Consider the following 22,983-nt stretch of genomic DNA (forward strand, 5'->3'; position numbering starts at 1 on the left):
AGCCCGGCTGCATAAAATGATAAAAAATGAAAAATATTTTTTTACTGCTGCTTTCTTGTATAGCATTCCTGCAAAGCTGCACCAATCAAAAAAGTGAAATTTCTAAAGCCAAAACCACTGAACTTATGGGAAAAACAATATATGACTTCAAAGTAGAAAGTCTTGACGGGAAAGAAATCAATTTTGCAGATTTCAAAGGAAAGAAAATCCTGATTGTCAATACCGCTTCAGAATGTGGATTTACTCCTCAGTATGCTGATCTTGAGAAAGTATATGAGGAATATAAAGATAAGCTGGTTGTAGTAGGATTCCCTGCCAATAATTTTGGCGGACAGGAACCTGGAACCAATACCGAAATTGGCGCTTTCTGTCAGAAAAATTACGGAGTGACATTCCCTTTGGCAGCTAAAGTCTCCGTAAAAGGAGATGATACCGCCCCGATCTTCAAGTATTTAACAGAACAGGAATTAAACGGAGTAAAAAATACAACCATTCTTTGGAACTTTACCAAATTCCTGGTTGATGAAAACGGAAAATTGATTGATTCTTTTGTAAGTACTACAAAGCCTACTGATGAGGCGATTACAAAGTATCTGAAATAAAGAGAAAAAAGTATATTTTTACAAGTGGGTGTTTACATCCACTTTTTTTATTTTTATAACCATCAATGATTTCTTATGAAGAAAATAATTTTTACCCTTTCTATTCTGGCAGCTTTTATGTCAGGATTTGCTTTTAAAGCCGTTACAGAAAATAAATCTGATGAAACAAAAAGAGTAACCGGTATCGGCGGAATCTTTTTTAAATGTAAAGATCCTAAAAAGATGAGAGAATGGTATGAAAGCCATCTGGGACTTGTGACCAATGAATACGGAGCTGTATTCGAGTGGTATCAGGGAGCAGATCAATCTAAAAAAGGATTTAGCCAATGGAGTCCTTTCAGTGAAAAAACAAAATATTTTCAGCCTTCTGAGAAAGATTTCATGATCAATTATCGGGTAGAAAATCTTGAAAAACTGATCGAGCAGCTTAAAAAAGAAAATGTAACCATTGTTGATAAAATGGAGATTTATGAATATGGGAAATTTGTCCATATTATGGATATAGAAGGCAACAAAATAGAACTTTGGGAACCTAATGATATTGAATATGAAAAGCTGGGGCAAAAAATGGGAAGTAAAACCACAAAGTAATTTTGTAATAGGTAATAGGTAATAGGTAATAGGGGGTAGGGCTTAGGTTTTAGGGAAATTAATAACAAAGCCAAACCGCATTATCCCGAAGCCAGTACCTCTAATCTTTTATTCATTAGTCTTTTCCGCAAAACAGAAAATATTTCCAAGTTTTATACTGGAGTATCCGTTACTTTTTATTTTTGAAGATTTTATCATTGCTTTTGCCAGAATATTGGTGGGGAGTGGCTTCTGGCTTTCTAATAACCCCAGTTTATTGGCAAATTTTATAATCCGGCTGCCAAGAACTTCTCCGGTTCTCTCAGAATTTGTTCGTTCAAGCATTCCCGGTTTGAAAATAGTGATCTTATTGAAATGCAGCAGCTTTACGGCTTCTTCCAGCTCACCTTTCATTTTAGAATAGAAAATTTTGGACTGCGGATTGGCACCATAAGCGGATACCAGAATATAATCTTCCACATTATTTTCTCTCGCAGCTTTTGCAAATTCATACTGATAATCGAAATCTACTTTCTTTTGAGCCTCTTTACTTCCTGCATCTTTTAAAGTAGTTCCCAGGCACGAAAACGCCACATCTCCATTCACCATATCTTTCCATTCTTCAGGCTTTTCAAAATTCACAATATGAACCTTAAGCTTTTCATCCTGAATATCAACAGGTTTTCTAACAAAAATATCCACTTCGTCAAACTCTTTGTCATTCAATAGCTGATTGACAAGATCTTTTCCCGTGGCGCCTGTAGCACCTATTACCAAAGCTTTCATAATAATTGTGATTTGTGAGATTATTTCTTTCTTAAATTTACTAAATTTGAATTAAAGATTAAAGAATTATATCATTTAATCATTACTAATTATTGATCACTCATTACTTATCTCTGATATGGATGCCAACGAAATTTTAGATTACTGTCTTGCGAAAAAAGGAGTTACGGAAAGCTTTCCGTTTGATAACGAGACTCTTGTGTTGAAAGTAGACACCAAAATGTTTTTACTGATGGGGCTTGAAAGACAACCCTTAGCGATTAATGTAAAAACAGATCCTGAATGGAGTGCAGAGCTTCGTGAACAGTATCCTCAGATTACAGGGGCTTATCATATGAACAAAACCCATTGGAATTCTGTAACAGCAGATGGTTTGAAAAGAGATCTGATCTTTAAACTCATTGACCATTCCTATGATTTGGTTTTTAAATCCCTGACAAAGAAGGCTCAGAATGCAGTAAATTCTTTATAAAATAATAAAAATAATTTAAGGTATGGAATTTGTTACATATGGTCAGTGAAATACATGATTAATGTTAACAAAATAAATAACAAATGAGAAATCACCTTTTATTATTCGTAGCAGCAGGTACATTGATGTTGTCAAGCTGCACCCAATCAGTAAAGAAAAGCACTGCTGAAAATCCGGCTTCTGCTGTCTCAGCTTCAGAAAATCTTAAAATAGAATTTTCAGGAACAGAGAATTTTACGATTAAAAATCCAAAACTTAAAGTAAGCTTATACGGAATGGATGAAAAACTGGCAGATGCTCCTGCCACTTTAATTACAGAAAAAGAGTATGAGCAGAAATCTGTACCGTTCACTATTGACCTGCCAGTACCCAAAGATGCTGAAAGCAAAATCAATCCAAAACCTGCAGGACCGGCAAAATATTATGTAACAATAAGCTGGGATTCTGACGGAAACGGAAAAGCAGATGAAAAAGGGGATATTTTTGTTGATTATGACAAACAGTTTCCTAACGTGAAACTAAGTAGTGAACCTCAGAAAATATACTTAAAAATATTGAAATAAATAAAAAGGCTATTCATCACTGAATAGCCTTTTTGATATCTTAAAAATCAAATTTCTCTGTTAACCTCTTATCTTCGTCCAGTCTTTCAATCAATTTTTCAAGACCTTCAAATTTGATTTCATCATGAAGGAAATCTCTGAAACTTACCGTAATTTCTTCATCATAGATATCTCCATCAAAATCAAGGATATAAACTTCCACAGTTAATTTCTCTCCATTTACCGTAGGGTTGGTTCCCACACTCAGCATTCCTTTATATTGGTCGCCTTTTATGAATACTTCTACAATATAAGCTCCTTTTTTAGGTAAAAGTTTAATTGATTCCGTATCAATATTGGCCGTTGGATAGCCAATTGTTCTTCCGATTTTCTTCCCGTGAACTACCGTTCCTGAAACAGAGTAGGAGTATCCCAGCATTTCGTTGGCCTCCTTAATATTTCCTGTTAAAAGGGCATTACGTACTTTCGTGGAACTGATATTGTTTTCGTGAATATTGATTGCTTCCATTTGTTCAACATCAAAATCAAGCTCCTTGGATAATGTTTGAAGAAGTTCAAAATTTCCACTCTTGTTTTTTCCGAAAGAATGGTCATATCCTATAATAAGGTATTTAACGTTGAGTTTATCAATTAAAATTTGACGTACAAATTCTTCTCCGGTTAAGTTTCTGAACTCTTCATCAAACTCCTTCAGGAACAGATTATCAACACCATACTTCTCAACCAGCTGTTTCTTTTCTTCTAAGGTATTCAGAAGTTTTAAATCTTCATTAGGATTAAAAACAAACCTTGGATGCGGCCAGAAAGTAAGGATAGCAGTTTCCAGATTGTTCTCTGTACCTACTTTCGTCAGTTCATCAATAATACTCTTGTGCCCGAGATGTACCCCGTCAAACATTCCTAAAGACAATGCTAAAGGCTTCTGTGAGGAATAATCTGTAAAATTCTTGAAAACTTTCAAAACGGAAAAATTTGACTGCAAATATAGAAATAATGTGCCAATGTATCAATATAACAATGGAGTAATACCTATAACCTTACTATTGCAGCACCTATTCATTGTTATATCGTTTATAATACTAAAATAATCTATTCTCAAAAGCATGATAAAAATCTTTTTTTTACCAATTGCGGGTTTATGAAGAATCACTATATTTGCACCAAGAAAAAATTTAGCAATGGCAAACCAAATTAAAGGTAAAATTTCTCAAATTATTGGTCCGGTAATCGACGTTGTCTTCACAGATGTGGAAGCTGTTCCAGCAATCTATGACGCGTTAGAAATTACAAAAGAAAACGGTGAAAAAGTAGTTTTAGAAGTAGAACAACATATTGGCGAAGATACAGTAAGATGTATCGCAATGGACGCTACTGACGGTCTTAAAAGAGGGCAGGACGTAATTGGATACGGAAATCCTATTATGATGCCAATCGGAGAGGCTGTAAACGGAAGACTATTCAACGTTGTTGGTGATGCTATCGACGGACTTCAAGATATTTCTAAGGAGGGTGGTCTACCAATTCACAGACCAGCTCCAAAATTTGATCAACTTTCAACTTCTGCAGAAGTTTTATTTACAGGTATTAAAGTAATCGACTTAGTTGAGCCTTACGCAAAAGGAGGTAAAATTGGTTTGTTCGGTGGTGCCGGTGTAGGTAAAACAGTATTGATTCAGGAGTTGATTAACAATATTGCAAAAGGACACGGAGGTCTTTCTGTTTTTGCCGGAGTAGGTGAAAGAACGAGAGAAGGAAATGACCTTTTGAGAGAGATGCTGGAATCAGGAATTATCAAGTATGGTGATGATTTCATGCACTCTATGGAAAACGGAGGTTGGGATCTTTCTAAAGTAGATTTAGAAGCTATGAAAGATTCTAAAGCTGCATTCGTTTTCGGACAGATGAACGAGCCGCCAGGTGCAAGAGCTAGAGTAGCACTTTCTGGTCTTACATTAGCTGAGTACTACAGAGACGGTGGAGAAAGCGGACAAGGTAGAGACGTACTTTTCTTCGTAGATAACATCTTCCGTTTTACACAGGCTGGTTCTGAGGTATCTGCACTTCTTGGTCGTATGCCATCAGCGGTAGGTTACCAACCAACTCTTGCTTCTGAAATGGGTGCGATGCAGGAAAGAATTACTTCAACTAAAAATGGTTCAATTACTTCAGTACAAGCGGTATACGTACCTGCGGATGACTTAACTGACCCGGCTCCTGCAACTACGTTTGCTCACTTGGATGCAACTACGGTACTTGATAGAAAGATTGCTTCATTAGGTATTTACCCAGCGGTAGATCCATTGGCTTCTACTTCAAGAATCCTTGCTCCGGAAGTTATCGGTCAGGAACACTATGACTGTGCTCAAAGAGTAAAAGAAATTCTTCAAAGATACAAAGCTCTTCAGGATATCATCGCAATCCTTGGTATGGAAGAACTTTCTGAAGAAGATAAATCTGTTGTATACCGTGCAAGAAAAGTTCAGAGATTCTTATCTCAGCCTTTCCACGTAGCAGAACAGTTTACAGGTATTCCAGGATCATTGGTAGATATCAAAGATACAATCAAAGGATTTACTATGATTATGGATGGTGAATTAGATCACTTGCCAGAAGCTGCTTTCAACTTGAAAGGAACTATCGAAGAAGCTATCGAAGCAGGACAAAAAATGTTAGCTGAAAACGCTTAATAATTAGACATAAAGATAAAAGATACCAGACATGAGACTTTAAGGTTGTCTGAAATCTGAAATCTGAAATCTTCAAATCTAAATTAAAATGAATATAAAAATTTTAACACCAGAATACGTAGTTTTTGAAGGAGAAGTAGACTCAGTATTGTTGCCTGGAAAAAATGGTGAATTTCACATCATGAAAAACCACGCGGGAATTGTTTCTTCTTTGATCGGAGGTAATGTAAAGCTTTTTGCTAATTCTATTGATGAGGCTTTTGCTAAAAACTTTACCAAAGAAGCTGGAAAAGACTCTGTTTTTGCTTATGCTATCAAAAGCGGTGTTGTAGAATTTAATCATGATAAAGGTATTATCCTTTGTGAATAATTAAATGAAAAGCTAAATATATTTTCAAGAAAGTGTAACTTTGTGTTACACTTTTTTTATTTGTAAAAGTTTGATTGTATGAAGAGAGGCATAATCATATTCTTTACAGTTCTGGGTGTTTTCCTTCAAGCTCAGAATATCAAAACCAAAAGAGGAATAATCAATCTGGATGGTATTCCGGTAGCGAAACTGTCTAACAAATCCAGCGAATATACGTTTATGGATCTGAAGGAAACCCCAATGTATATTATAAAATTCATTGATAAAAGTATCGTTGATTCTGTTCGCGACAGCTATATCAGTATCAATAGAGTATATAACAGGGACAAAACGATTGAAATTGATTATTCATCACCTTCAGCGTTCTCCGGTGAAGAAAAGTCAGCAGTTTTTACTTCGGTTAAGGATCTTAAAATCATTGATAATAAAGGGATCAATGTGAAAAACCTGGATGAGATCTTTTCAAATGTTCCGAAAAGAAAGCTGGACAGTAAAACGAAAGATGCTTACACGATCAGAAAGAAAATAGATAAACTGAATATTGAGGTCAATAAAGTGGGAGAGATCTTAAGTAATGGTGTTCCGGTGGGATATTTTACCAATCTGCCTGTAAGTTTCGGTTCACAAGATATAATTATGGATAAAACACCTATAGATATTGAGATTTATGATGCCAAAAGCAAACTAATCGGCAGGTATATTACGACCACAAAGCAATTAAAGACAGCAGGCGGAAAATCTTTCACGATTTACAAAGAAATGTCTGGGAGAGCTTCTATTCTAAAGTTCCCGACTTATAAAGCCCTTGCAGAACGCATGGCTATTATGGATCCTAATTTTATTAAAATTCAGGAAAAAGTATCTGTGGGTACTGTTTCAAAAGAAACCCCTAATTAATGCTTTAAAGAGAAAACAGATTTGTAAAATTTGTAATCTGTATTCGAGAGAAATAATATTTAATAGAAACGGGCTTTAGCCCGTTTGTTCGTTTAATAAAGTGACAATTGGCTTCAGCCAAAATAATTTTCATAAAGTAAAACGGAGCTTAATCATCCCATAGGATATAAAAAAGCACAAAACTTCCTATTTTTAAAAATCCCTGAGAAAAAATTGAAAATTTTTATAAACTTAAAATCACTCCATTTTCCTTCAACTGCTGCATTGGTTTTGAGAACCAGAATAGCTCAAAATCTTCAAAATTCTCTTCAAAGTGATTCTTAAGTTGTTGAATAGTAGGTTTTTTTGAGTTTTCAATAGAATTTTCTTCCAATACATTCATCAGCCATTCTGCCTTTTCCTGTTCCAGTTCAACCTTTACAATATTGGTTTTTAGGTGGAATGTAAGGATTGTATATGTACCAGAGTATTTCTTTTTATTTTTTACGCGATTCTCAGCGATTACATTTTTGGTCAGAAAGACAACTTTCGAATTGGTCTTCAGTTGAAACTGCCCATCTTCTAAAAGACAGTCGTGGATATAATCCGGATGAATAGTTGTTCTTGGAATTTTAAAATCAAACCATTCCTGAAGTGGCAGTTCAAAATTCACTCCATGCATAAAATTGAATAAAGATTTTTTCAATCCGAAACTGAACTTGTTATGATCAATTCCGGTTTTATCCTGAAAGTCTATATCATTATTGGCAAACAGAATTTCTTGTTTTATAGGAATTACTCCAAAATCCTCAGGCTTCATTCCAACAGGAGAATGGGCAGTCATTGCAAACTGATGCCAGAAGCCACTTTGAAGAATTCCCATTTCAAACATCTGCCGGATCATTTCCAAAGAATCAACTGTTTCCTGAACGGTTTGGGTAGGGTAGCCATACATCAGATATGCATGCACCATAACTCCGGCTTCTGTAAAATTTCTTGTTACGTTGGCAACCTGTTCTACAGAAACTCCTTTGTCAATTAATTTCAGCAATCGGTCACTGGCCACTTCAAGTCCTCCGGAAACAGCAACACATCCCGAAAGTTTCAGGAGGTAGCATAAGTCTCTGGTGAAGCTTTTTTCAAAACGGATATTCGTCCACCAGGTAACGACAAGATTTCTTCGGAGAATTTCCAAAGCAACCTCTCTCATCAAAGCAGGCGGTGCAGCTTCATCCACAAAATGGAATCCTGTTTCACCTGTTGTTCTGATCAATTCTTCAATTCGGCCTACCAGGATCTTAGCAGAAATAGGCTCGTAGATTTTGATATAGTCTAAAGAAATATCACAGAATGTACATTTTCCCCAATAGCATCCATGGGCCATCGTGAGTTTGTTCCATCTTCCGTCACTCCATAAACTGTGCATGGGATTGGCGATTTCGATAACGGAAATATATTGATCCAGTCTTAGATCTGTATAATCCGGAGTACCGATATCAGCCTGTTTGTAGTCGTGTCTTTTTGAATTATTCTTATAAACAACTTCATTATTTTCGAGAAGAAAAGTTCTTTTAAATTCACCTTCTCCATTGGAAATTTCTAAATTTTGATGAAGAAGTTCAATAGGAAGTTCGCCATCATCTAGGGTAATAAAATCAAAGAATTCAAAAACTCTCTGATCTTTAATTTCTCTTAATTCGGTGTTGGGGAAACCTCCACCCATCGCAATTTTGATGTGAGAATGATTCATTTTGATCCATTGCGCACATTTGAAAGCAGAGTACAGATTACCGGGAAAAGGGATTGAAAAGCAAACCAGTTTCGGCTGAACCGTTTCTATTTTTTCACGAAGAATTTTTAAAGTAAATTCATCAATAAATGTGGAGCCTCCAGATAATTTTGAATACAATTCATCAAAAGAATTGGCACTTTTTCCGAGACGTTCTGCATATCTGCTGAAACCAAAATCAGGATCAATATTTTCAACAATATAATCAGATATGTCTTCTAAGTATAAGGTTGCCAGATGTTTGGCTTTATCCTGCAGTCCCATATTTCCAAAAGCAAATTCCATATCATCCAGCTGGTTGAAACGGGAAGCTTCAGGAAGGAAGTTCATACTGCAGATCTGTCTTGCCAAAGTGGGCGTTTTGTCCTGTAAAAACAGAATAACCTGATCTATGGTTTTGATATATTCTTCTCTTAAGGCATAGATTCTCTGAGAATTTTCAGAGGTATCATGAAGATCAGTTTTTTTGCTGAAAACCTTCTGAATTCCGTCTTTTGAAAATAATTCCAAAATAACATCAATCCCCAAATCTACCTGATAACCGGAAATATTTTTGGTATTTAAAAATCCTTTAATATAAGCCGTTGCAGGATAAGGAGTATTAAGTTGGGTAAAAGGCGGAGTAATAAGAAGCAGGTCTTTCAACAGAAATTTTTTGCAAAGTTATTCTAAAGTTTTTTTAGAAAAAAATTTTTTCTCCTGATTATAAACAGTGATGAAAAGTCTTTAGGGTTCTGGTTTATAACAATCTGTTGCTGTGGGGGATATCAAAATAAGTTAGTAGGTTTTACAAATAAGGCATCCGGAGGATTGGTATCAATAAAGTTTAAAAAAGAATCTTCATCAAAATATCCGTCTTCGTCAAGAATTTCGGGATTCAGCAGTCCAATTTCACTTGGTTTTTCCAGGCTGATATTTTCGATGAACTTTCCGGTTTTTCCTGTTATTTCGTTATGAAAACTAATTAAATACCTGGAATATATATTGCCTTCTGCAACCGTATAATGTCCGTTTTCTGCAATCAGAGAAGTCATAATACTTCCACCGATATACGTTTCATTATCATTACCAGATGCTCCGAATAATACTTTGCTGGTAACATTTCCGGAACAGTACAGTGAACCGTTGATGATAATATTTTCTGCCTGTATATTACCTGTTGCAATAAGAACGATATAGTCTTCAACAAAAAGGGTTTCGGATAAATGAATGTCACCTTCTATGAAAATGATTTTATAGCCCTCATTTTCATCGGTAATCAATTCAAGGGAAGTGCTGTTTTCGTTCTCTATGAGGACAATCTCTGGAGCGTCATTTTCATTATTAATGTGAAGGGAAGCATCTTTTATTTTTTCTGCTGTTTCCTCATCCAGCATTTCAAGAAACTCGGCAAGACTTTCTTCATCTAAAGAACTTTCATTAAAGAAATTATTTTCCAGCGCTTCATGGGCAATGGTATATAGATTTTCAGATTTTTCTTTGAGTTTTTTGTATAATTGATCTTTGGTGAGTTTTTGTAATTCTTTCATCGGCTTTTAAAAGTATATACATTGGTCTGTTCAGTGGGGGAAACACCTATTAATAGACAGATGCAATATAATCAGATAAATTTTGTTATGCCAGAAAGTAAGGTATTTATTTTTTCAAATATTTTTCTTATGGGTGATTTCTTACGTTCAAATATTATATTTTTTTCACAAATAATCTGTTTTTTGAGCTTCTGCATATTGTTTTATGATTGTTGATATAAAAAAGAACATTGTTGAGCTTATATTTTGATATTATTTTTTTTGAAGCTTTTCATATGTGTATCTGTTCAGTTTTTTTTGATATATTGTTATGGTGATTTATTCAGAATCTATATAACAAGTTTTATTTACAATGTCAAAAGAAACCATTCCGCTTGTAGAATATTTTAAAAGCTATATTCCGCTTTCAAAGAAAGAAATTGAAGTGTTGAATGAACGTTTTGTTGAAAGGAGAATCAAACGAAAACAGTTTATTCTGAAAGAAAATGAAGTGTGTCAATATTATACATTTGTTGTCTCAGGATGTTTAAAAATGTACAATATAGATGGTAACGGCGAAGAACATAATCTCCAGTTTGCGGCAGAGAATGACTGGATTGTGGATATAGACAGTTTTCATAATAAAAAACCAAGTCAATTGTATATTGCGGCTCTTGAAACTTCCACTGTTTTGCAGATTGAAAAAAATGATCTTTGGTTTCTTTATACGTATTATCCCAAATTCGACAGAAACTTCAGAATAATTATCGAACAGAAATTCATCGAGCTCCAAAATAGGGTACTTCAGAATATAAGTGCAACAGGAGAAGAAAAATATGAATTTTTCCTTAAACATTATTCTCAGCTGGCCAACAGGCTTCCCAATACACAGATTGCTTCCTATCTTGGAATTACTCCGCAATTCTTAAGTAAAATCCGTCAGCGGCGGATCAAAAACTGATGATTATGCGCCGGAAAAAGTGTTTATAAAGAATTAATTAAAAAATTACATCAGATTTCAATATTTTGAGAAATAAATAAGTATTTTAGAATAATTTACTCATGTTAAATAAAATTGGCTCTGTTTGCATTTTGTGTTCTACAGCATGCCTATGAACAAATATAAAAAGGACAATGCCAATACATCAGTTACCTCCGGACGGAGGCATGTTATATAAAGAAACAGATATGGCTCAGTTTTTTCCTGAGCCGTTAAATGCGGTGACAGCTGTATTTTTTTTAGCCATAGCCATTTTTTGGACCCTTAAAATGAAAGGTAATTTTAAACAATATCCTTTTTTAACCTACTGTTTGGTTTTATTATATATTGGTGCCATAGGGGGAACTGTTTATCATTCATTCAGACAATGGCCGGTATTTATTATGATGGATTGGCTGCCCATTATGTTGCTCTGCCTGTCTGCCGGATTTTATTTTATAGCACAGAGTACGAAATGGTATTATGCTGTTGTAATGGTTCTCATATATGTACTGCTCATGTTTGCTTTGAGAAACTGGATTTTGATAGATAATCCTTCACTTTTCATCAACCTAAATTATGCAATCATGGCTTCATTTGTAGTTTTCTCGGTATTGCGTTATTTAATCTACACCCAATGGAAAGCTGGTAAATGGGTAGGCTTTGCTGTATTGTCATTTGTTTTTGCATTGACCTTCCGTATCGCTGACAAATGGGAATGGTTCAGTTTCGGAACCCACTTTTTATGGCATACTTTCGGGGCGGCAGCAACGTTTTGTATGTTTAATTATATCAGTCTTACGCGGAATACAATTAGAAAAATATAAGTGTTTTTTATTTCTCTGCAGCACAATGTCTCCTGAGAGCGGCTTCATTCCAACTTATTGAAGGAAGGCTAGACTTGTTTGGCTTTAAGGAAAATACGTTTTTACTTCTTTGTTAAGCATTCTGTTGTTCTAACCATTTTAAAATTACTTGGGTAGTTTCTTCTGGCTTTTCTTGTTGAATCCAATGGCCGCAATCCAGACTCACAATATCCAGATTAGGAACAATATTTTTTAGGTTTTCGGATTTGGGAATTGTGTCCTGTTCACCATATATCATAAGAGTTGGTTGATGAATGATTGGGGTTACGTCCGCCATTAAGTGCCAGTTTCTATCAAGGTTTCTGTACCAATTGATGCTTCCTGTAAATCCTGATGCTTCGAAAGCAGAAACAAATACAGACAGTTCGTTGTCTTTCATTAAGGGTTCTCCCAGTGGATTTTCTGCTCTTGCAAGATTGATCATCAGCATTCCGGGTTCTGGTGGTGTTGCAGGTACATTTTTGCGGAATATATTACGGAGGAACTGAGAGGTGTTTTCATTCATTATAGCATCTGCTGCTCCTGGCTGTCGATTGAAGTGGACAAAATAGAAGTCTCCTCCAAATATAGCTTCCATCAACTCAATCCATGGTTGTTCTCCGCGCTCCTGGTAAGGCAAGGCCAGATTTATTATTTTATTTACCCGCTCAGGATGCAATAGTGCCAGGTTCCAAACAACATTGGCTCCCCAATCGTGACCAACAAAAGTGGCATCTTCATATCCAAAGTAATCGAGTAGTGCGACCAGGTCACCCGTAAGGTGTACAATATCATATTCAGTGACTTCGGACGGACGGGATGAGTTGCCATACCCTCTCTGATTGGGAATAATCACATGATACCCGGCTGCAACCAATGCTGAAACCTGATGACGCCAGGAAAAAGCATGTTCCGGAAAGCCGTGGCAGAGTACAATAGGTTTTCCAGCATTCTGTTTACCTGCTTCAAAAACTTCCAGTTCTACACCATTGACTGAAATAAGAGTAGGGTTGGGAAAATGGGTTGGCTTAAATACTGAGCTAATTTCGTTTGTCATTTTTATTCTTTTAAAGATTAATTAATGATGCAAACTTACACCCGCAACGTGACAGCAGTGTGTCAGCAGTCAAAAATAAATTAGATCTACTACCTTCCGCTGCGCAAAGTCTCCCGACTTTGAGCTGGTCAATAAAATTGTTTTCTTTTTATGAATCAAATATTTTTTGGGAATCAGCGTTATAACCACTAATAACCTATTTAATGATGAACATCAGATGCTTTACCCTTCTCCTGGGCCTATTTTGTACTAACCTTTTTGGGCAGACTCCTGAAAAAATCACTTTTAAAGATACTCAGAACCATTATTTGAAATTACTTCCGAAGGATAAACCTGAAGGAATACTTGTTATTTTACCGGGTGGAGGTGAAAATGGCAAAAAAGTAATGAATCAGATTAATCTGGATGATCTGGCATTGGAGAAGAATCTTATCGTATTACTCCCAACCTGGGAAGATGGGGATTTTGGATTTCATATAGAGCAGAAGTTTTTAGACAGAATGGTAAAAGATACAGTGGAAAAGCATAAAATTTCCAAAGATAAAATATCAATTGGAGGACTTTCCGGCGGTGGAATGCTGGCTTTTACCTATGCTGAAAGGGCAATCAGGGACAAAAACACCTATTTTATACCCAATTCTGTATTCGCTCTTGACACACCGTTAGATTACGAGAATATGTATTACAGGTTGCAGAGAGAGATGGAAAGAAACTATTCTGATATTGGAACTAATGAAGCTAAATATTTAACTGCTGAAATGGTTGATGCTATGGGTACACCGGATAAAAACAGAGCCAATTACTTAAGAGAATCCATGTTTTCTTATCGTGAAAAAGATGGCGGCAATGCAAAATATCTTCTGAATATCCCTATTCTGATGTATACAGAACCGGGGATTATATGGCAGATGGAAAACAGAGGAAGGGATATTTACGACCTTAATGTGGCAGATATTACAGCTATGATTAATCTATTACGACTAAAAGGCCACAAAAACGCTGATCTTGTCATCACCAATGACCGTGGAATTCGTCCGGACGGTACAAGACATCCTCATTCCTGGAGTATCATGGATTCTAAAGAATGTTTAAACTGGATATTAAAACATATGGGGGCATAAAGTTGCCACAGCTGATTGTATGTTTTACAGGTATTTACTAACGGATATACAGATAATAGTTATGAAAAAGGAAAGGCGGAAAACCATAAAGTAGAGCTGGTGAAAAAATAATATAAACCTTATAAGAATACAGGATTAGATATTATTTTGCTTAAAAAATCCCAACGAATGCTGGGATATTTTGTTTTGATTTCTGGTGAGGAAAGTCTCCCGACTTTGAGCTAGCAAGTATTATTTCCTTTAAATTTGCTCCAAAGTCGGGAGACTTAGGAGAGCGGGGGATTGAGTTTTAATTACTTGTTTGAAATAAAATCTCCAAAGTTGGGAGACTTCGGGGATCTAGGTGGAAATTTTTATTATTAGAAATATTCCAATCAAAATTTAAATATATCTTTCCATTATTAATAAAATGATACTACACTCCTTAAGTATTTGAAAAATATTATAAGAAGAAAATATATAAAAATTTTATGTATATTAAAAACGAACGGTAACTTTGCAGAATATATTAAAACTTAGAAATTCCAACTTACATCAGTGGAGATATCAGCGAATGAAAGCTAAACCATTTATAAAATGGGCAGGGGGAAAAAGTAAAATTATCAATGAAATAATTAATGTCTTGCCTAGCAAATTTGAAAATAAAAAAATGACATATGTTGAGCCATTTTTAGGTGGAGGTTCTGTCTTTTTTGGTTTATACCAGTACTACAATAATTTCGATAGGGTAATCCTTAACGACATAAATGTAGACTTAATTAATAGTTATATAACGGTTCGAGATAATGTTAGTGAATTAATAAAAATTCTTGAAGAACTTCAATGTGAATATCACTCTATTTTAGATTTAGAAACTAGATCAGAATTTTATTATTCAAAAAGAAAATTATATAATCTTAGGAATAGTGACAATATTAGTCAAGCAGCTCTTTTTATATTTTTAAACAGAACATGTTTTAATGGTTTGTATAGGGTCAATAAAAGAAATGAATTTAATGTTCCAATAGGAAGCTATATAAAACCGGAAATTTGTAATAAAGAAAATTTGGTTAATGTTAGTGAAATTTTGACGAACGTTGAAATATTAAGTGGCGATTATGAAAAAACATATGAAATTCTTGGAAGTGAAAAAGCTTTCTTTTATATAGACCCACCTTATAAACCACTAAATAAAACGTCACAATTTAATTCGTATTCACACATTAACTTTGATGATAGTGAGCAATTCAGGCTACGAGACTTTTGTGACAAATTAAATCAGGATAAACACTTATGGGTTTTGAGCAATTCTGACATGTCTGAACATGAAAAACATCATAGCTTTTTTGATGATCTTTATAGTAATTACCAAATTGATTGCGTAAATGCAAAAAGATACATAAATTCAGATCCAAAAAAGCGTGGAGACTTAAAGGAACTACTTATTATTAATAATCTAGAAAAAAACTTTAATCATCAAGATGAAAAAAATTAAAATTGCTGTGATAAGTGACTTACATTGTCATCCTAAAAAATCTGAAAAAGAGAATTGCACAACTTTATTTACAAATATACTAAGAGATGATATAAACTCACATCCAGTTCAAAGTTTCATCGAATACTATAATGGTTCTCTTCAAGATGATTTTCCTACTGTAGATTATTTATTGTGCCCAGGAGATGTGACTAATTATTCTGATTTGCAGGGTTTTATATCTGGATGGGATTATGTTAAAGAAATTTCATCTTTATTTCAAGCTGGTGAAACATATGCAACATTAGGAAATCATGATATTGATTCACGCCATATTAATACTGCATATTTTTTAACTATTCCAAAAGGCATAAAAAAAAATTATCCTATCTCAGATCAAGAAATAGGAACTTTTTGGGAAAAAGGGTTTACATTTATAGAAAAGGAAGAATTACAATTATTAGTGATCAATACAACTCATTTTCATACCCATACAGACGAAGTAGATAGCCCTACTGTAAAAGGTTTAATCACAATAGCTGCAATTCAAGAAATTGACCGATATCTAATCGCGCATCATGATGATACTAAGATTAAAATAATGATGTGTCACCATCATCCCATACAACATGATGACAAAAATTTAGGCGCATATGATTTTGTTGAAAATGGAGATCAACTTGTTGCAACATTAGCAAAGCATAAATTCGATTTAATAATTCATGGGCATAAACATTTTCCAAAATTTAAAAAATATTCTACGGACTCTGGAGAAATTCAAATTCTTTCCTCTGGTAGTTTTTCTGCAACAAACCAAATACAATTTGCTAGCAAATTTAACTATGTACATCTCATAGAAATTGAAAAAAAAGATGGAGTTTCTCGAGGCATTATTAAAACACCCAATTATAAATTTCAGATTGGATGGCACAATAATTCTGAAGGCTTTGATTATAAAACAGGTTTTGGTTCAAGAAAACAAAAAAGTGAAATTTTAAGAGAGATAACCAAAATCACTAATGATGAGCCTATAATTAATTGGGAAGATTTATGCAATAAAATCGAAGATTTAAAATTTTTAATGGCTAATGAATTACAAGAAATTATTGATAACTTAAAGGAGATAAACTATGGTGTTACCTTTGATGAAAGTAAATATCCTGATGTAGTTTATAACAATGCAAAACTTAAAGAAAGATTAGCTCATGGCAATTAATTTTCAAAATAGCTTTAATGCGAGAAATCTAGATCCAAAGGAAATAGCTGAAACATTTATTTTTTCTCCGAGCTTTGATATTCTAAAAAATCAATCTCACACCGTAATTCTAGGTGCAAGGGGCTGTGGTAAAACTACTTTAATGAAAATGTTGACACTTCCTGCACTTCATAATTGGAAAAATAAAATAGCAGAAAAATTTAGAGAAGATATCCCATTTTATGCTGTTTATATTCCAACTGATATTTCGTGGCTCTATAAGGATATAGCAATTCATGAAACAAGAATTGATAATCAGCTAATTGAATTGATATCTAAATTTAGCGTAACAACAAATATATTTGAATCACTTTGCGATACACTTCTAAATGTATTGACATATGAAATTCATATTAATGAGCAATCTGCATTAATAGATATTGAATTTTGTTTTGGACTTATTGATTTTCTAAAATTAGGTAATAACACAGTTCCACAGTTGACATCTATTAAGGAGTCTTTAAAACTTAGACGTAATGTAATTAATGAAAATCTTTCAAAGGTTATATATAATAAGAATTATGAGTTTGAAAATTTTGATTTCTTACACCTCAATTATGTTGATACTATTCCTTTAATTATTGATCTATTTGAAAGAATATATAAACCAAAAAAGAAATTTTGGGCATTATGTTTTGACGAACTTGAATTTGCTCCTACTTGGCTTAAAAAGCAACTTTATAGATTATTACGTAGTACTGATCAAAGAATATTATTTAAATTGAGTTCAAGTCCTATTTTACCAAAAGAAGTTGATGAAGTTTTAAAAGATGAATCTGGTGCTACTCCTGGTAATGATTTTGATATTATTAAAATGTGGGAAATTCATGCACAATCTAATAATGAATTCGCAAAAGAATTAATCATTAGACTACTACAAAAACGTAAAATATCTATAAAGCCAAAAGACTATTTTGGATCAAATTATAGATTTCTTGAAGGGCAAGAATCATATACGAGTGATAGTGATTATATAATTCAAATTAAAGAACTAGCCTCCAAAGACATATCATTTAAAGAATATTTATTATCTAAAAATATTGATCCTGACAATCCAATTCCTACAGATAAAAAACAATTATCTTCAGTTTTCAGAAAAATAAAACCAGTTGTTTATTACCGGAATTATTTCATAAAAGAAAATAACAAAAGTAAAATTACTTTAAATACAAATAAGAAATTCATAGAATTATACAGCGGGTACGAAATATTATCTTCTATAACTGATGGAAACCCAAGGTGGTTAATAGGTTTAATCAATTCTATTCTAGATAGATCGGATACTATAAAGGCAGATGCAAATGTACAATTTGACGAAATTTTAAAAACATCAAACCGTTTTAGTAATTTTATCAATAATACCCCTTATAATAATGATAAGTATAAGCTAAATATGGAGGAGTTTATAATCAGAATTGGTCGTTTTTTTGAAAATGCACTTTTGAATAAAAATTTCGATTCAGAACCTTACTCTACTTTCATATATGATCCTGAAAATATTGAATTAACGGATATTATTGAAAAAGGTCTTTTGCAAGGTGCTTTTATATTGGTTAATGAAAATCAGGAAAGTTTTGACTTTGATTTAAAAAATAAACGATTTAAACTTTCATATTTATATAGTCCACAATTTAAACTACCATTACGTGTTAATAAAGGTATTAAATTAGATAAAATAATTTCTGATAATACTAACACTACAATGCCAAATTTATTTAACTATGATGAAAATTAAGTATGGTTATCAATTATCTATTGATGATCTAAAAGATTTAGAAATAGATTTATTCCTTTTTGCAAATAATAATGAATCAAGAAAGTATAGTCTATATAATAAGATTAAAAGTAATAATCTTATATTAAAAACTATCTCTCTTTATTATCAAAATGAATTTAAAGAAATTTCTGGTATTGAAAATAAGTACATAAGGAACCATTACGAAATTGAGGATCTATTAGATGACTACATAATGAATTGTGAAAAAGATAGTTTAAAAATAGTTGTAGATTACTCCTGCATGACAAAATCATGGTATTATATTATAATGTTGTATCTTTCAAACAAGGAGTTTAGTTTAAAAAAAGTAACATGTATCTTTTCATATACACCTTCTAAATTTTCAGAACCCTTACGTCCTAAAGCTAACTCTGATATAAGTCCTTTACCAGGGAAAATAACGATTCCAAATAATCGCCCAAAAGCCTTAATCGTAGGAATTGGATATGAAGAAAATAAGGCACAAGGAATTATAGACCAAATTGACCCAGCAAAAGTCTTTTTAATGTATTCCAAACCAACCCTTGATGAAAAATTTACTAATTCAATTGAGATTAACAATGAAAATGTATTAAAATACTATTCAGATACTACGGAAACATATAATTTTAGTGATTTAGTTGATATAGAAAATAAGTTAAAAACCATTTATTACAAGTTTTGTGGTGAATATAACATCATAATTTCACCGATTGGTCCGAAACCATTTACTTTCGTTTCAATGATATTATCAATTATGTTTCCTGATATTGAAATATGGAGAATTGGTTCTGGTGAAGATATAAATCCTTATCCAAGAGAACCATTTGATGATGATACCTTTATTATAAGTGAAGTTTATTACGAGAAATAGATATTCGAACGAAGTTTTATAATATTAATTATTTGTTCTTGTTTTATCAATTTCAATCTTCTCAAGTTTATTTGTTTTTTTAGATAAATTTTTCAACTTTCTTACAAGAAATAAAAAGCACTTACATTATTTTGTAAGTGTTTAATTTTTATAGCTCCGAAGATTATCTTTGTCTCGATTAATGACTATCAGATTATGAGTCAGATAGTGATAGTTTATAATACTAATCATTGTGTAAAAATGAAAATAAATGATATGAAGCCGCACTTAAAGCTTTATATGTAAGTTCAATAAGTAAATTTTCACAAATATTATTGGTGTTATATTTTATTGAAATATAATTTAACCGAAAGTAATGAGACTTAGGAAAGTCGATATATTTTAGTTAGGTATATTCATGCCATTTTCATCTTCAAATTCTTTGAAAAATTTTTCTAGTGAATAGCGTTCGTGTCTTAATATATTATAAATTGTCGACATCGGAACATCATATCCATCAGGAAGTTTCAATTTTGAAATAGTAGAAGAAGTTATCCCACAAAGTTTAGCATAGTTATTTTGTGAAATGATATTATTTTCTTGATCATAATATATACGTAGAAATTTTGTTGCGATAAAATTGCATAAACGCTTGTTGAGTAGGGCATTTTTTTTATTAAAAATTTCTTTATCCTGCATATGCTTATAAATCATTCTTCAAATGAAAAGATTAAAATGAAATTTACTGTTCGTTATAGCGAATGATTTGATTTTTTTTATTATATTTGTACAATAAGCTACAATAAATGTAGCTTTGCGATACTTCAAAGAATAATAGAAGCTATTGCTTAGAATCTTGTCATTGAAAACTGGTAATTTTTAGACACACAAGACGATAAGCAGGAAGCTCACGACCTAGGCGTGGGCTCTCTTATCTGTGTGCAAGGTATACCAGTGCCTCAATGACGGATATTGTAGAGTCTCATGCCGTTTTTATTTCATGCTGTTCTGCTTTTCTACAATCATCTTTTTCTAAGCTGCTTCACTACATAAAGTATCATGATAGGATACAATGGAGTGTACAATCCATTGCGGCTTCAGGGCTTTCACGGGAACATAGATTTTATTTCTATTTATCATACAGCTCAGCGTACATCGGTAGGCTGGTGGTTTCATGCATTCTAAAAATACAAACAATGAAAAGGATAAAAACAGATTTTAATACCCGGTTTCGGGCAGGTAAGAAATGCTCCGGTTTGCAACTGATGGAAACGTTCTTTCATTTCAATGAGTTGGATGTTTCCAAAGAATTGCTCAGTAATATTATGAATTATGCGGTAAAGAGGAATAGTTGGATCAATGAAGATCCGGCGGTGATCTTTGAGTTTTACCATTCGATGAGGTCGTTGATCCGGGCAGGGTATCTCATCATGCTGAAGGAAAGGCAATGGACGGTCGATACCCGGCAGGAAAAGATTTCCCCGTGGATTCTTGGCCTGCTTTCGGAGAAAGAATACCGGAATCCGCTGCTGGTGTTCAAAACAGCATTCAGGGAATACACCCTCAAAGAATATGATTATTTTATGTCCGGAATCGTCTATTTCTCAATGGGTGTGTATGAAAATCTACCGGAAAGGAATATCGTGATGCCCTACATCCATACGGTTAAAATGCTGGATGCAGCACACCTTATTCTTCAAAGAAGGAGAGAAAAGAAAATGGCTGATACCATTTCAGGATAAGAAGGTTGTGCGCAAATAAAAAGTAGGAGTTGTAGATCAGTCTCAAAACTTGGGAAGAAATAAAAGTTTTAATTCATCTGAATAGAAAAAATGATTTTATAAATTTCAATAAGTCGAATACAGACAAATCGATCTGGAATGAAAAAAGCACCACTTTTTAAAGTAGTGCTTTTTAATTGTTATTTTTTAGAAGACAAAAGTGGGTTGATTTTCAAAATCATTTCCTTCGCATTTTGATTGGTGGGGTCCAGCTCTAATGATTTCTGATAATCGTCTTTTGATAATTGATATTTTTTTTTATTGAAATAGGCTTCACCGCGACTGTCATAAACGTTGGCTGATGCGGGAAATTCAGAAACATTAAGGCTGAAAATTTTAAGGGCTGAATCTACATTTCCACCCCTTAATAGTTCATATCCTAGTTTATTAAGCTCGCCTGGGTTCTCAAAGCTATATTCATTTTTAGATTTTTCTTTGAGTACATGGTAGGTTTCTATAGCCTTATTTACGTCACCCAGAGATTCTTTTCTGATCTGTTGATAAATAGATTTTTTAGGAATTTCGTACTCTTTTCCCAACATTAGGTTGTGAATAATATGCCCCAGGTCCCACACTCTATTTAGATTATTAGACACCAGAATTATGGTAATATTATTTTTAAAATCGTTTAAATAAATAGATTCAAATTTATAAGAGACTCCATTATGTCTTTGCAATTCGTCATTTTCAAAGTATCTGCCAAGTGACCCGCCTTCATCTTTTGCGTATGGGTTATTCAGCAAAGTCTGAAGAGATTCTTTGGATATTAATCGATTAGAATTCAGTGCTTCAATCCATTTATAGAGATCATTACTATCTACCCAGAGCCATCCGCTGATAAATTTCAATTCCGGGCATCGGGCATTGTCCATATCATAACACGATGTTCGGTTTTTATAACCCAATTTGGGTTCAAATACAGAATTGGTCATTTTCAATGGTTTCACTATATTTTTAATAACAAATTCCTCAAATGATATTCCGGTTACCTTTTCAATTATTCTTCTTTGTAGAAATACATTTCCATTATCATACCTGTAACTGGTTCCCGGTTCAAAGAGCAGGCTGTCATTACTTCTCAAAATATCCCACGCCTCCGCATCATTTTCGGGTTTTAATTGTTCGATGGGAGGAATACCACTGGCATAATTAATAAGATGTCTTATGGTCACTTTTTCAGACCATTTCGGCAGGCCCAAATTAAATTTGGATACCTTGTCATCAAGACTAAGAAGACCACGTTCCACTAAAATCATGATGGCAACAGCATTGAATTCCTTTGCAATGGAGCCAATATTAAATATCGACTTATCATTTAAATAAGTTGTATGCGTTTCATCTGTAAAACCAAATGATTTCTGATAGATGATTTTATTATTTTTAGCGATCAGGACATTTCCATTGAATAAACCTCTTTCATAGGATTTTGCCATTAAGGAATCAATTTGATTAACGTGTCTATTTTTCGTTTTATCAAATGTGATATCTTTTTTTTGTTGCGTAACGAATTGAATATTTTTCTCACTTTTTTGAGAAAATACAGGTATTGAAAATAGAAAAAGAAAGGGTACAATTATATTTTTCATGAGTTTTTTTGAATTTGTTTTTTTGATGCAAATATGCTTCAGAAAGTCTCAGGACGCGACCGATTAAAAAAAAT

Annotated in this window: 23 protein-coding genes; 16 read left to right on the top strand and 7 right to left on the bottom strand. The window is 33.4% G+C overall.

Annotated features, from left to right (window positions below):
• The first annotated feature begins 26 nt into the window (after window positions 1-26).
• Window positions 27-602 carry a glutathione peroxidase gene (locus ACTJIP_RS12215; RefSeq protein WP_077417063.1) on the top strand — a complete coding sequence of 192 codons (576 nt, stop codon included), beginning with the start codon at window positions 27-29 and terminating at the stop codon, window positions 600-602.
• 75 nt (window positions 603-677) lie between these two features.
• Window positions 678-1,193: a VOC family protein gene (locus tag ACTJIP_RS12220; protein ID WP_317043615.1), complete on the top strand. Its 516-nt coding sequence runs from the start codon at window positions 678-680 to the stop codon at window positions 1,191-1,193.
• A gap of 108 nt (window positions 1,194-1,301) precedes the next feature.
• On the opposite strand, the gene ACTJIP_RS12225 is transcribed toward ACTJIP_RS12220, so the two are convergent.
• Window positions 1,302-1,958, bottom strand: a complete 657-nt coding sequence (locus ACTJIP_RS12225) for an NAD(P)H-binding protein (RefSeq protein ID WP_077417065.1) — start codon at window positions 1,956-1,958, stop codon at window positions 1,302-1,304.
• A gap of 118 nt (window positions 1,959-2,076) precedes the next feature.
• Between ACTJIP_RS12225 and ACTJIP_RS12230 the strand changes: the two genes are divergently transcribed.
• Together ACTJIP_RS12230 and ACTJIP_RS12235 are read left to right on the top strand one after the other, a co-directional pair.
• Entirely contained in the window at window positions 2,077-2,430 is a 354-nt protein-coding gene (locus tag ACTJIP_RS12230) for an MmcQ/YjbR family DNA-binding protein (RefSeq protein WP_047385226.1), read from the top strand.
• A gap of 83 nt (window positions 2,431-2,513) precedes the next feature.
• Window positions 2,514-2,993 carry a YbaY family lipoprotein gene (locus ACTJIP_RS12235; protein WP_228408814.1) on the top strand — a complete coding sequence of 160 codons (480 nt, stop codon included), beginning with the start codon at window positions 2,514-2,516 and terminating at the stop codon, window positions 2,991-2,993.
• Between the two features lie 40 nt (window positions 2,994-3,033).
• Here ACTJIP_RS12235 and ACTJIP_RS12240 read toward each other — a convergent pair whose 3' ends face one another.
• Complete coding sequence (locus ACTJIP_RS12240; RefSeq protein ID WP_440704622.1) at window positions 3,034-3,954, bottom strand: bifunctional riboflavin kinase/FAD synthetase; 921 nt, start codon at window positions 3,952-3,954, stop codon at window positions 3,034-3,036.
• 217 nt (window positions 3,955-4,171) lie between these two features.
• On the opposite strand from ACTJIP_RS12240, the gene atpD reads away from it, so the two are divergent.
• The 3 genes from atpD to ACTJIP_RS12255 all read left to right on the top strand — a co-directional run bounded on the left by atpD (window position 4,172) and on the right by ACTJIP_RS12255 (window position 6,947).
• Window positions 4,172-5,680, top strand: coding sequence for a F0F1 ATP synthase subunit beta (gene atpD / locus ACTJIP_RS12245; protein ID WP_077417072.1), 1,509 nt, complete (start codon window positions 4,172-4,174; stop codon window positions 5,678-5,680).
• An 88-nt stretch (window positions 5,681-5,768) separates the two neighbouring features.
• Window positions 5,769-6,050: a FoF1 ATP synthase subunit delta/epsilon gene (locus tag ACTJIP_RS12250; RefSeq protein WP_077417074.1), complete on the top strand. Its 282-nt coding sequence runs from the start codon at window positions 5,769-5,771 to the stop codon at window positions 6,048-6,050.
• A 78-nt stretch (window positions 6,051-6,128) separates the two neighbouring features.
• Complete coding sequence (locus tag ACTJIP_RS12255; protein ID WP_077417076.1) at window positions 6,129-6,947, top strand: hypothetical protein; 819 nt, start codon at window positions 6,129-6,131, stop codon at window positions 6,945-6,947.
• 223 nt (window positions 6,948-7,170) lie between these two features.
• On the opposite strand, the gene ACTJIP_RS12260 is transcribed toward ACTJIP_RS12255, so the two are convergent.
• Window positions 7,171-9,360 carry a B12-binding domain-containing radical SAM protein gene (locus ACTJIP_RS12260; RefSeq protein WP_440704623.1) on the bottom strand — a complete coding sequence of 730 codons (2,190 nt, stop codon included), beginning with the start codon at window positions 9,358-9,360 and terminating at the stop codon, window positions 7,171-7,173.
• 122 nt (window positions 9,361-9,482) lie between these two features.
• Window positions 9,483-10,244, bottom strand: coding sequence for a hypothetical protein (locus ACTJIP_RS12265; RefSeq protein ID WP_077417080.1), 762 nt, complete (start codon window positions 10,242-10,244; stop codon window positions 9,483-9,485).
• Between the two features lie 352 nt (window positions 10,245-10,596).
• Here ACTJIP_RS12265 and ACTJIP_RS12270 point away from each other — a divergent pair, with 352 nt between their 5' ends.
• Window positions 10,597-11,184 (top strand): Crp/Fnr family transcriptional regulator, encoded by a 588-nt coding sequence (locus ACTJIP_RS12270; RefSeq protein ID WP_440704624.1) that lies wholly within the window; start codon window positions 10,597-10,599, stop codon window positions 11,182-11,184.
• A 173-nt stretch (window positions 11,185-11,357) separates the two neighbouring features.
• Window positions 11,358-12,029, top strand: a complete 672-nt coding sequence (locus ACTJIP_RS12275) for a hypothetical protein (RefSeq protein WP_440704625.1) — start codon at window positions 11,358-11,360, stop codon at window positions 12,027-12,029.
• A gap of 112 nt (window positions 12,030-12,141) precedes the next feature.
• Here ACTJIP_RS12275 and ACTJIP_RS12280 read toward each other — a convergent pair whose 3' ends face one another.
• Entirely contained in the window at window positions 12,142-13,104 is a 963-nt protein-coding gene (locus tag ACTJIP_RS12280; RefSeq protein WP_440704626.1) for an alpha/beta fold hydrolase, read from the bottom strand.
• A gap of 203 nt (window positions 13,105-13,307) precedes the next feature.
• On the opposite strand from ACTJIP_RS12280, the gene ACTJIP_RS12285 reads away from it, so the two are divergent.
• The 5 genes from ACTJIP_RS12285 (at window position 13,308) to ACTJIP_RS12305 (ending at window position 19,563) form a co-directional block, all read left to right on the top strand.
• Entirely contained in the window at window positions 13,308-14,225 is a 918-nt protein-coding gene (locus ACTJIP_RS12285) for a hypothetical protein (RefSeq protein WP_440704627.1), read from the top strand.
• A 553-nt stretch (window positions 14,226-14,778) separates the two neighbouring features.
• Entirely contained in the window at window positions 14,779-15,699 is a 921-nt protein-coding gene (locus tag ACTJIP_RS12290) for a DNA adenine methylase (RefSeq protein WP_440704628.1), read from the top strand.
• On the top strand, window positions 15,686-16,894 hold the full coding sequence (locus ACTJIP_RS12295) for a metallophosphoesterase family protein (protein ID WP_440704629.1): 1,209 nt from the start codon (window positions 15,686-15,688) through the stop codon (window positions 16,892-16,894). The genes ACTJIP_RS12290 and ACTJIP_RS12295 overlap by 14 nt, the downstream gene beginning before the upstream one ends.
• Complete coding sequence (locus ACTJIP_RS12300) at window positions 16,884-18,668, top strand: ORC-CDC6 family AAA ATPase (RefSeq protein WP_440704630.1); 1,785 nt, start codon at window positions 16,884-16,886, stop codon at window positions 18,666-18,668. The genes ACTJIP_RS12295 and ACTJIP_RS12300 overlap by 11 nt, the downstream gene beginning before the upstream one ends.
• Window positions 18,655-19,563, top strand: a complete 909-nt coding sequence (locus ACTJIP_RS12305) for a hypothetical protein (protein ID WP_440704631.1) — start codon at window positions 18,655-18,657, stop codon at window positions 19,561-19,563. The genes ACTJIP_RS12300 and ACTJIP_RS12305 overlap by 14 nt, the downstream gene beginning before the upstream one ends.
• A gap of 381 nt (window positions 19,564-19,944) precedes the next feature.
• Here the strand turns inward: ACTJIP_RS12305 and ACTJIP_RS12310 are convergent, their stop codons facing one another.
• Window positions 19,945-20,241 carry a hypothetical protein gene (locus tag ACTJIP_RS12310; protein ID WP_131327963.1) on the bottom strand — a complete coding sequence of 99 codons (297 nt, stop codon included), beginning with the start codon at window positions 20,239-20,241 and terminating at the stop codon, window positions 19,945-19,947.
• A gap of 360 nt (window positions 20,242-20,601) precedes the next feature.
• Here ACTJIP_RS12310 and ACTJIP_RS12315 point away from each other — a divergent pair, with 360 nt between their 5' ends.
• Window positions 20,602-20,727, top strand: a complete 126-nt coding sequence (locus tag ACTJIP_RS12315) for a hypothetical protein (protein WP_440704632.1) — start codon at window positions 20,602-20,604, stop codon at window positions 20,725-20,727.
• A gap of 11 nt (window positions 20,728-20,738) precedes the next feature.
• Window positions 20,739-21,284, top strand: coding sequence for a hypothetical protein (locus ACTJIP_RS12320; RefSeq protein ID WP_440704633.1), 546 nt, complete (start codon window positions 20,739-20,741; stop codon window positions 21,282-21,284).
• Between the two features lie 179 nt (window positions 21,285-21,463).
• Here ACTJIP_RS12320 and ACTJIP_RS12325 read toward each other — a convergent pair whose 3' ends face one another.
• Window positions 21,464-22,756, bottom strand: a complete 1,293-nt coding sequence (locus ACTJIP_RS12325) for a serine hydrolase (RefSeq protein ID WP_440704634.1) — start codon at window positions 22,754-22,756, stop codon at window positions 21,464-21,466.
• Between the last annotated feature and the right edge of the window lie 227 nt (window positions 22,757-22,983).

Origin of the sequence: Chryseobacterium sp. 22543, assembly GCF_052044565.1 — a bacterium.
Lineage (GTDB): Bacteria > Bacteroidota > Bacteroidia > Flavobacteriales > Weeksellaceae > Chryseobacterium.

Coding starts and splice junctions, on each gene's coding strand:
- ACTJIP_RS12315 (WP_440704632.1), top strand. CDS start 20,602: ATGATAGGATACAATGGAGTGTACAATCCATTGCGGCTTCAGGGCTTT.
- ACTJIP_RS12290 (WP_440704628.1), top strand. CDS start 14,779: ATGAAAGCTAAACCATTTATAAAATGGGCAGGGGGAAAAAGTAAAATT.
- ACTJIP_RS12325 (WP_440704634.1), bottom strand. CDS start 22,756: ATGGCAAAATCCTATGAAAGAGGTTTATTCAATGGAAATGTCCTGATC.
- ACTJIP_RS12285 (WP_440704627.1), top strand. CDS start 13,308: ATGATGAACATCAGATGCTTTACCCTTCTCCTGGGCCTATTTTGTACT.
- ACTJIP_RS12220 (WP_317043615.1), top strand. CDS start 678: ATGAAGAAAATAATTTTTACCCTTTCTATTCTGGCAGCTTTTATGTCA.
- ACTJIP_RS12270 (WP_440704624.1), top strand. CDS start 10,597: ATGTCAAAAGAAACCATTCCGCTTGTAGAATATTTTAAAAGCTATATT.
- ACTJIP_RS12310 (WP_131327963.1), bottom strand. CDS start 20,241: ATGCAGGATAAAGAAATTTTTAATAAAAAAAATGCCCTACTCAACAAG.
- ACTJIP_RS12295 (WP_440704629.1), top strand. CDS start 15,686: ATGAAAAAAATTAAAATTGCTGTGATAAGTGACTTACATTGTCATCCT.
- ACTJIP_RS12215 (WP_077417063.1), top strand. CDS start 27: ATGAAAAATATTTTTTTACTGCTGCTTTCTTGTATAGCATTCCTGCAA.
- ACTJIP_RS12305 (WP_440704631.1), top strand. CDS start 18,655: ATGATGAAAATTAAGTATGGTTATCAATTATCTATTGATGATCTAAAA.
- ACTJIP_RS12250 (WP_077417074.1), top strand. CDS start 5,769: ATGAATATAAAAATTTTAACACCAGAATACGTAGTTTTTGAAGGAGAA.
- ACTJIP_RS12265 (WP_077417080.1), bottom strand. CDS start 10,244: ATGAAAGAATTACAAAAACTCACCAAAGATCAATTATACAAAAAACTC.
- atpD (WP_077417072.1), top strand. CDS start 4,172: ATGGCAAACCAAATTAAAGGTAAAATTTCTCAAATTATTGGTCCGGTA.
- ACTJIP_RS12275 (WP_440704625.1), top strand. CDS start 11,358: ATGCCAATACATCAGTTACCTCCGGACGGAGGCATGTTATATAAAGAA.
- ACTJIP_RS12255 (WP_077417076.1), top strand. CDS start 6,129: ATGAAGAGAGGCATAATCATATTCTTTACAGTTCTGGGTGTTTTCCTT.
- ACTJIP_RS12230 (WP_047385226.1), top strand. CDS start 2,077: ATGGATGCCAACGAAATTTTAGATTACTGTCTTGCGAAAAAAGGAGTT.
- ACTJIP_RS12320 (WP_440704633.1), top strand. CDS start 20,739: ATGAAAAGGATAAAAACAGATTTTAATACCCGGTTTCGGGCAGGTAAG.
- ACTJIP_RS12300 (WP_440704630.1), top strand. CDS start 16,884: ATGGCAATTAATTTTCAAAATAGCTTTAATGCGAGAAATCTAGATCCA.
- ACTJIP_RS12280 (WP_440704626.1), bottom strand. CDS start 13,104: ATGACAAACGAAATTAGCTCAGTATTTAAGCCAACCCATTTTCCCAAC.
- ACTJIP_RS12235 (WP_228408814.1), top strand. CDS start 2,514: ATGAGAAATCACCTTTTATTATTCGTAGCAGCAGGTACATTGATGTTG.
- ACTJIP_RS12225 (WP_077417065.1), bottom strand. CDS start 1,958: ATGAAAGCTTTGGTAATAGGTGCTACAGGCGCCACGGGAAAAGATCTT.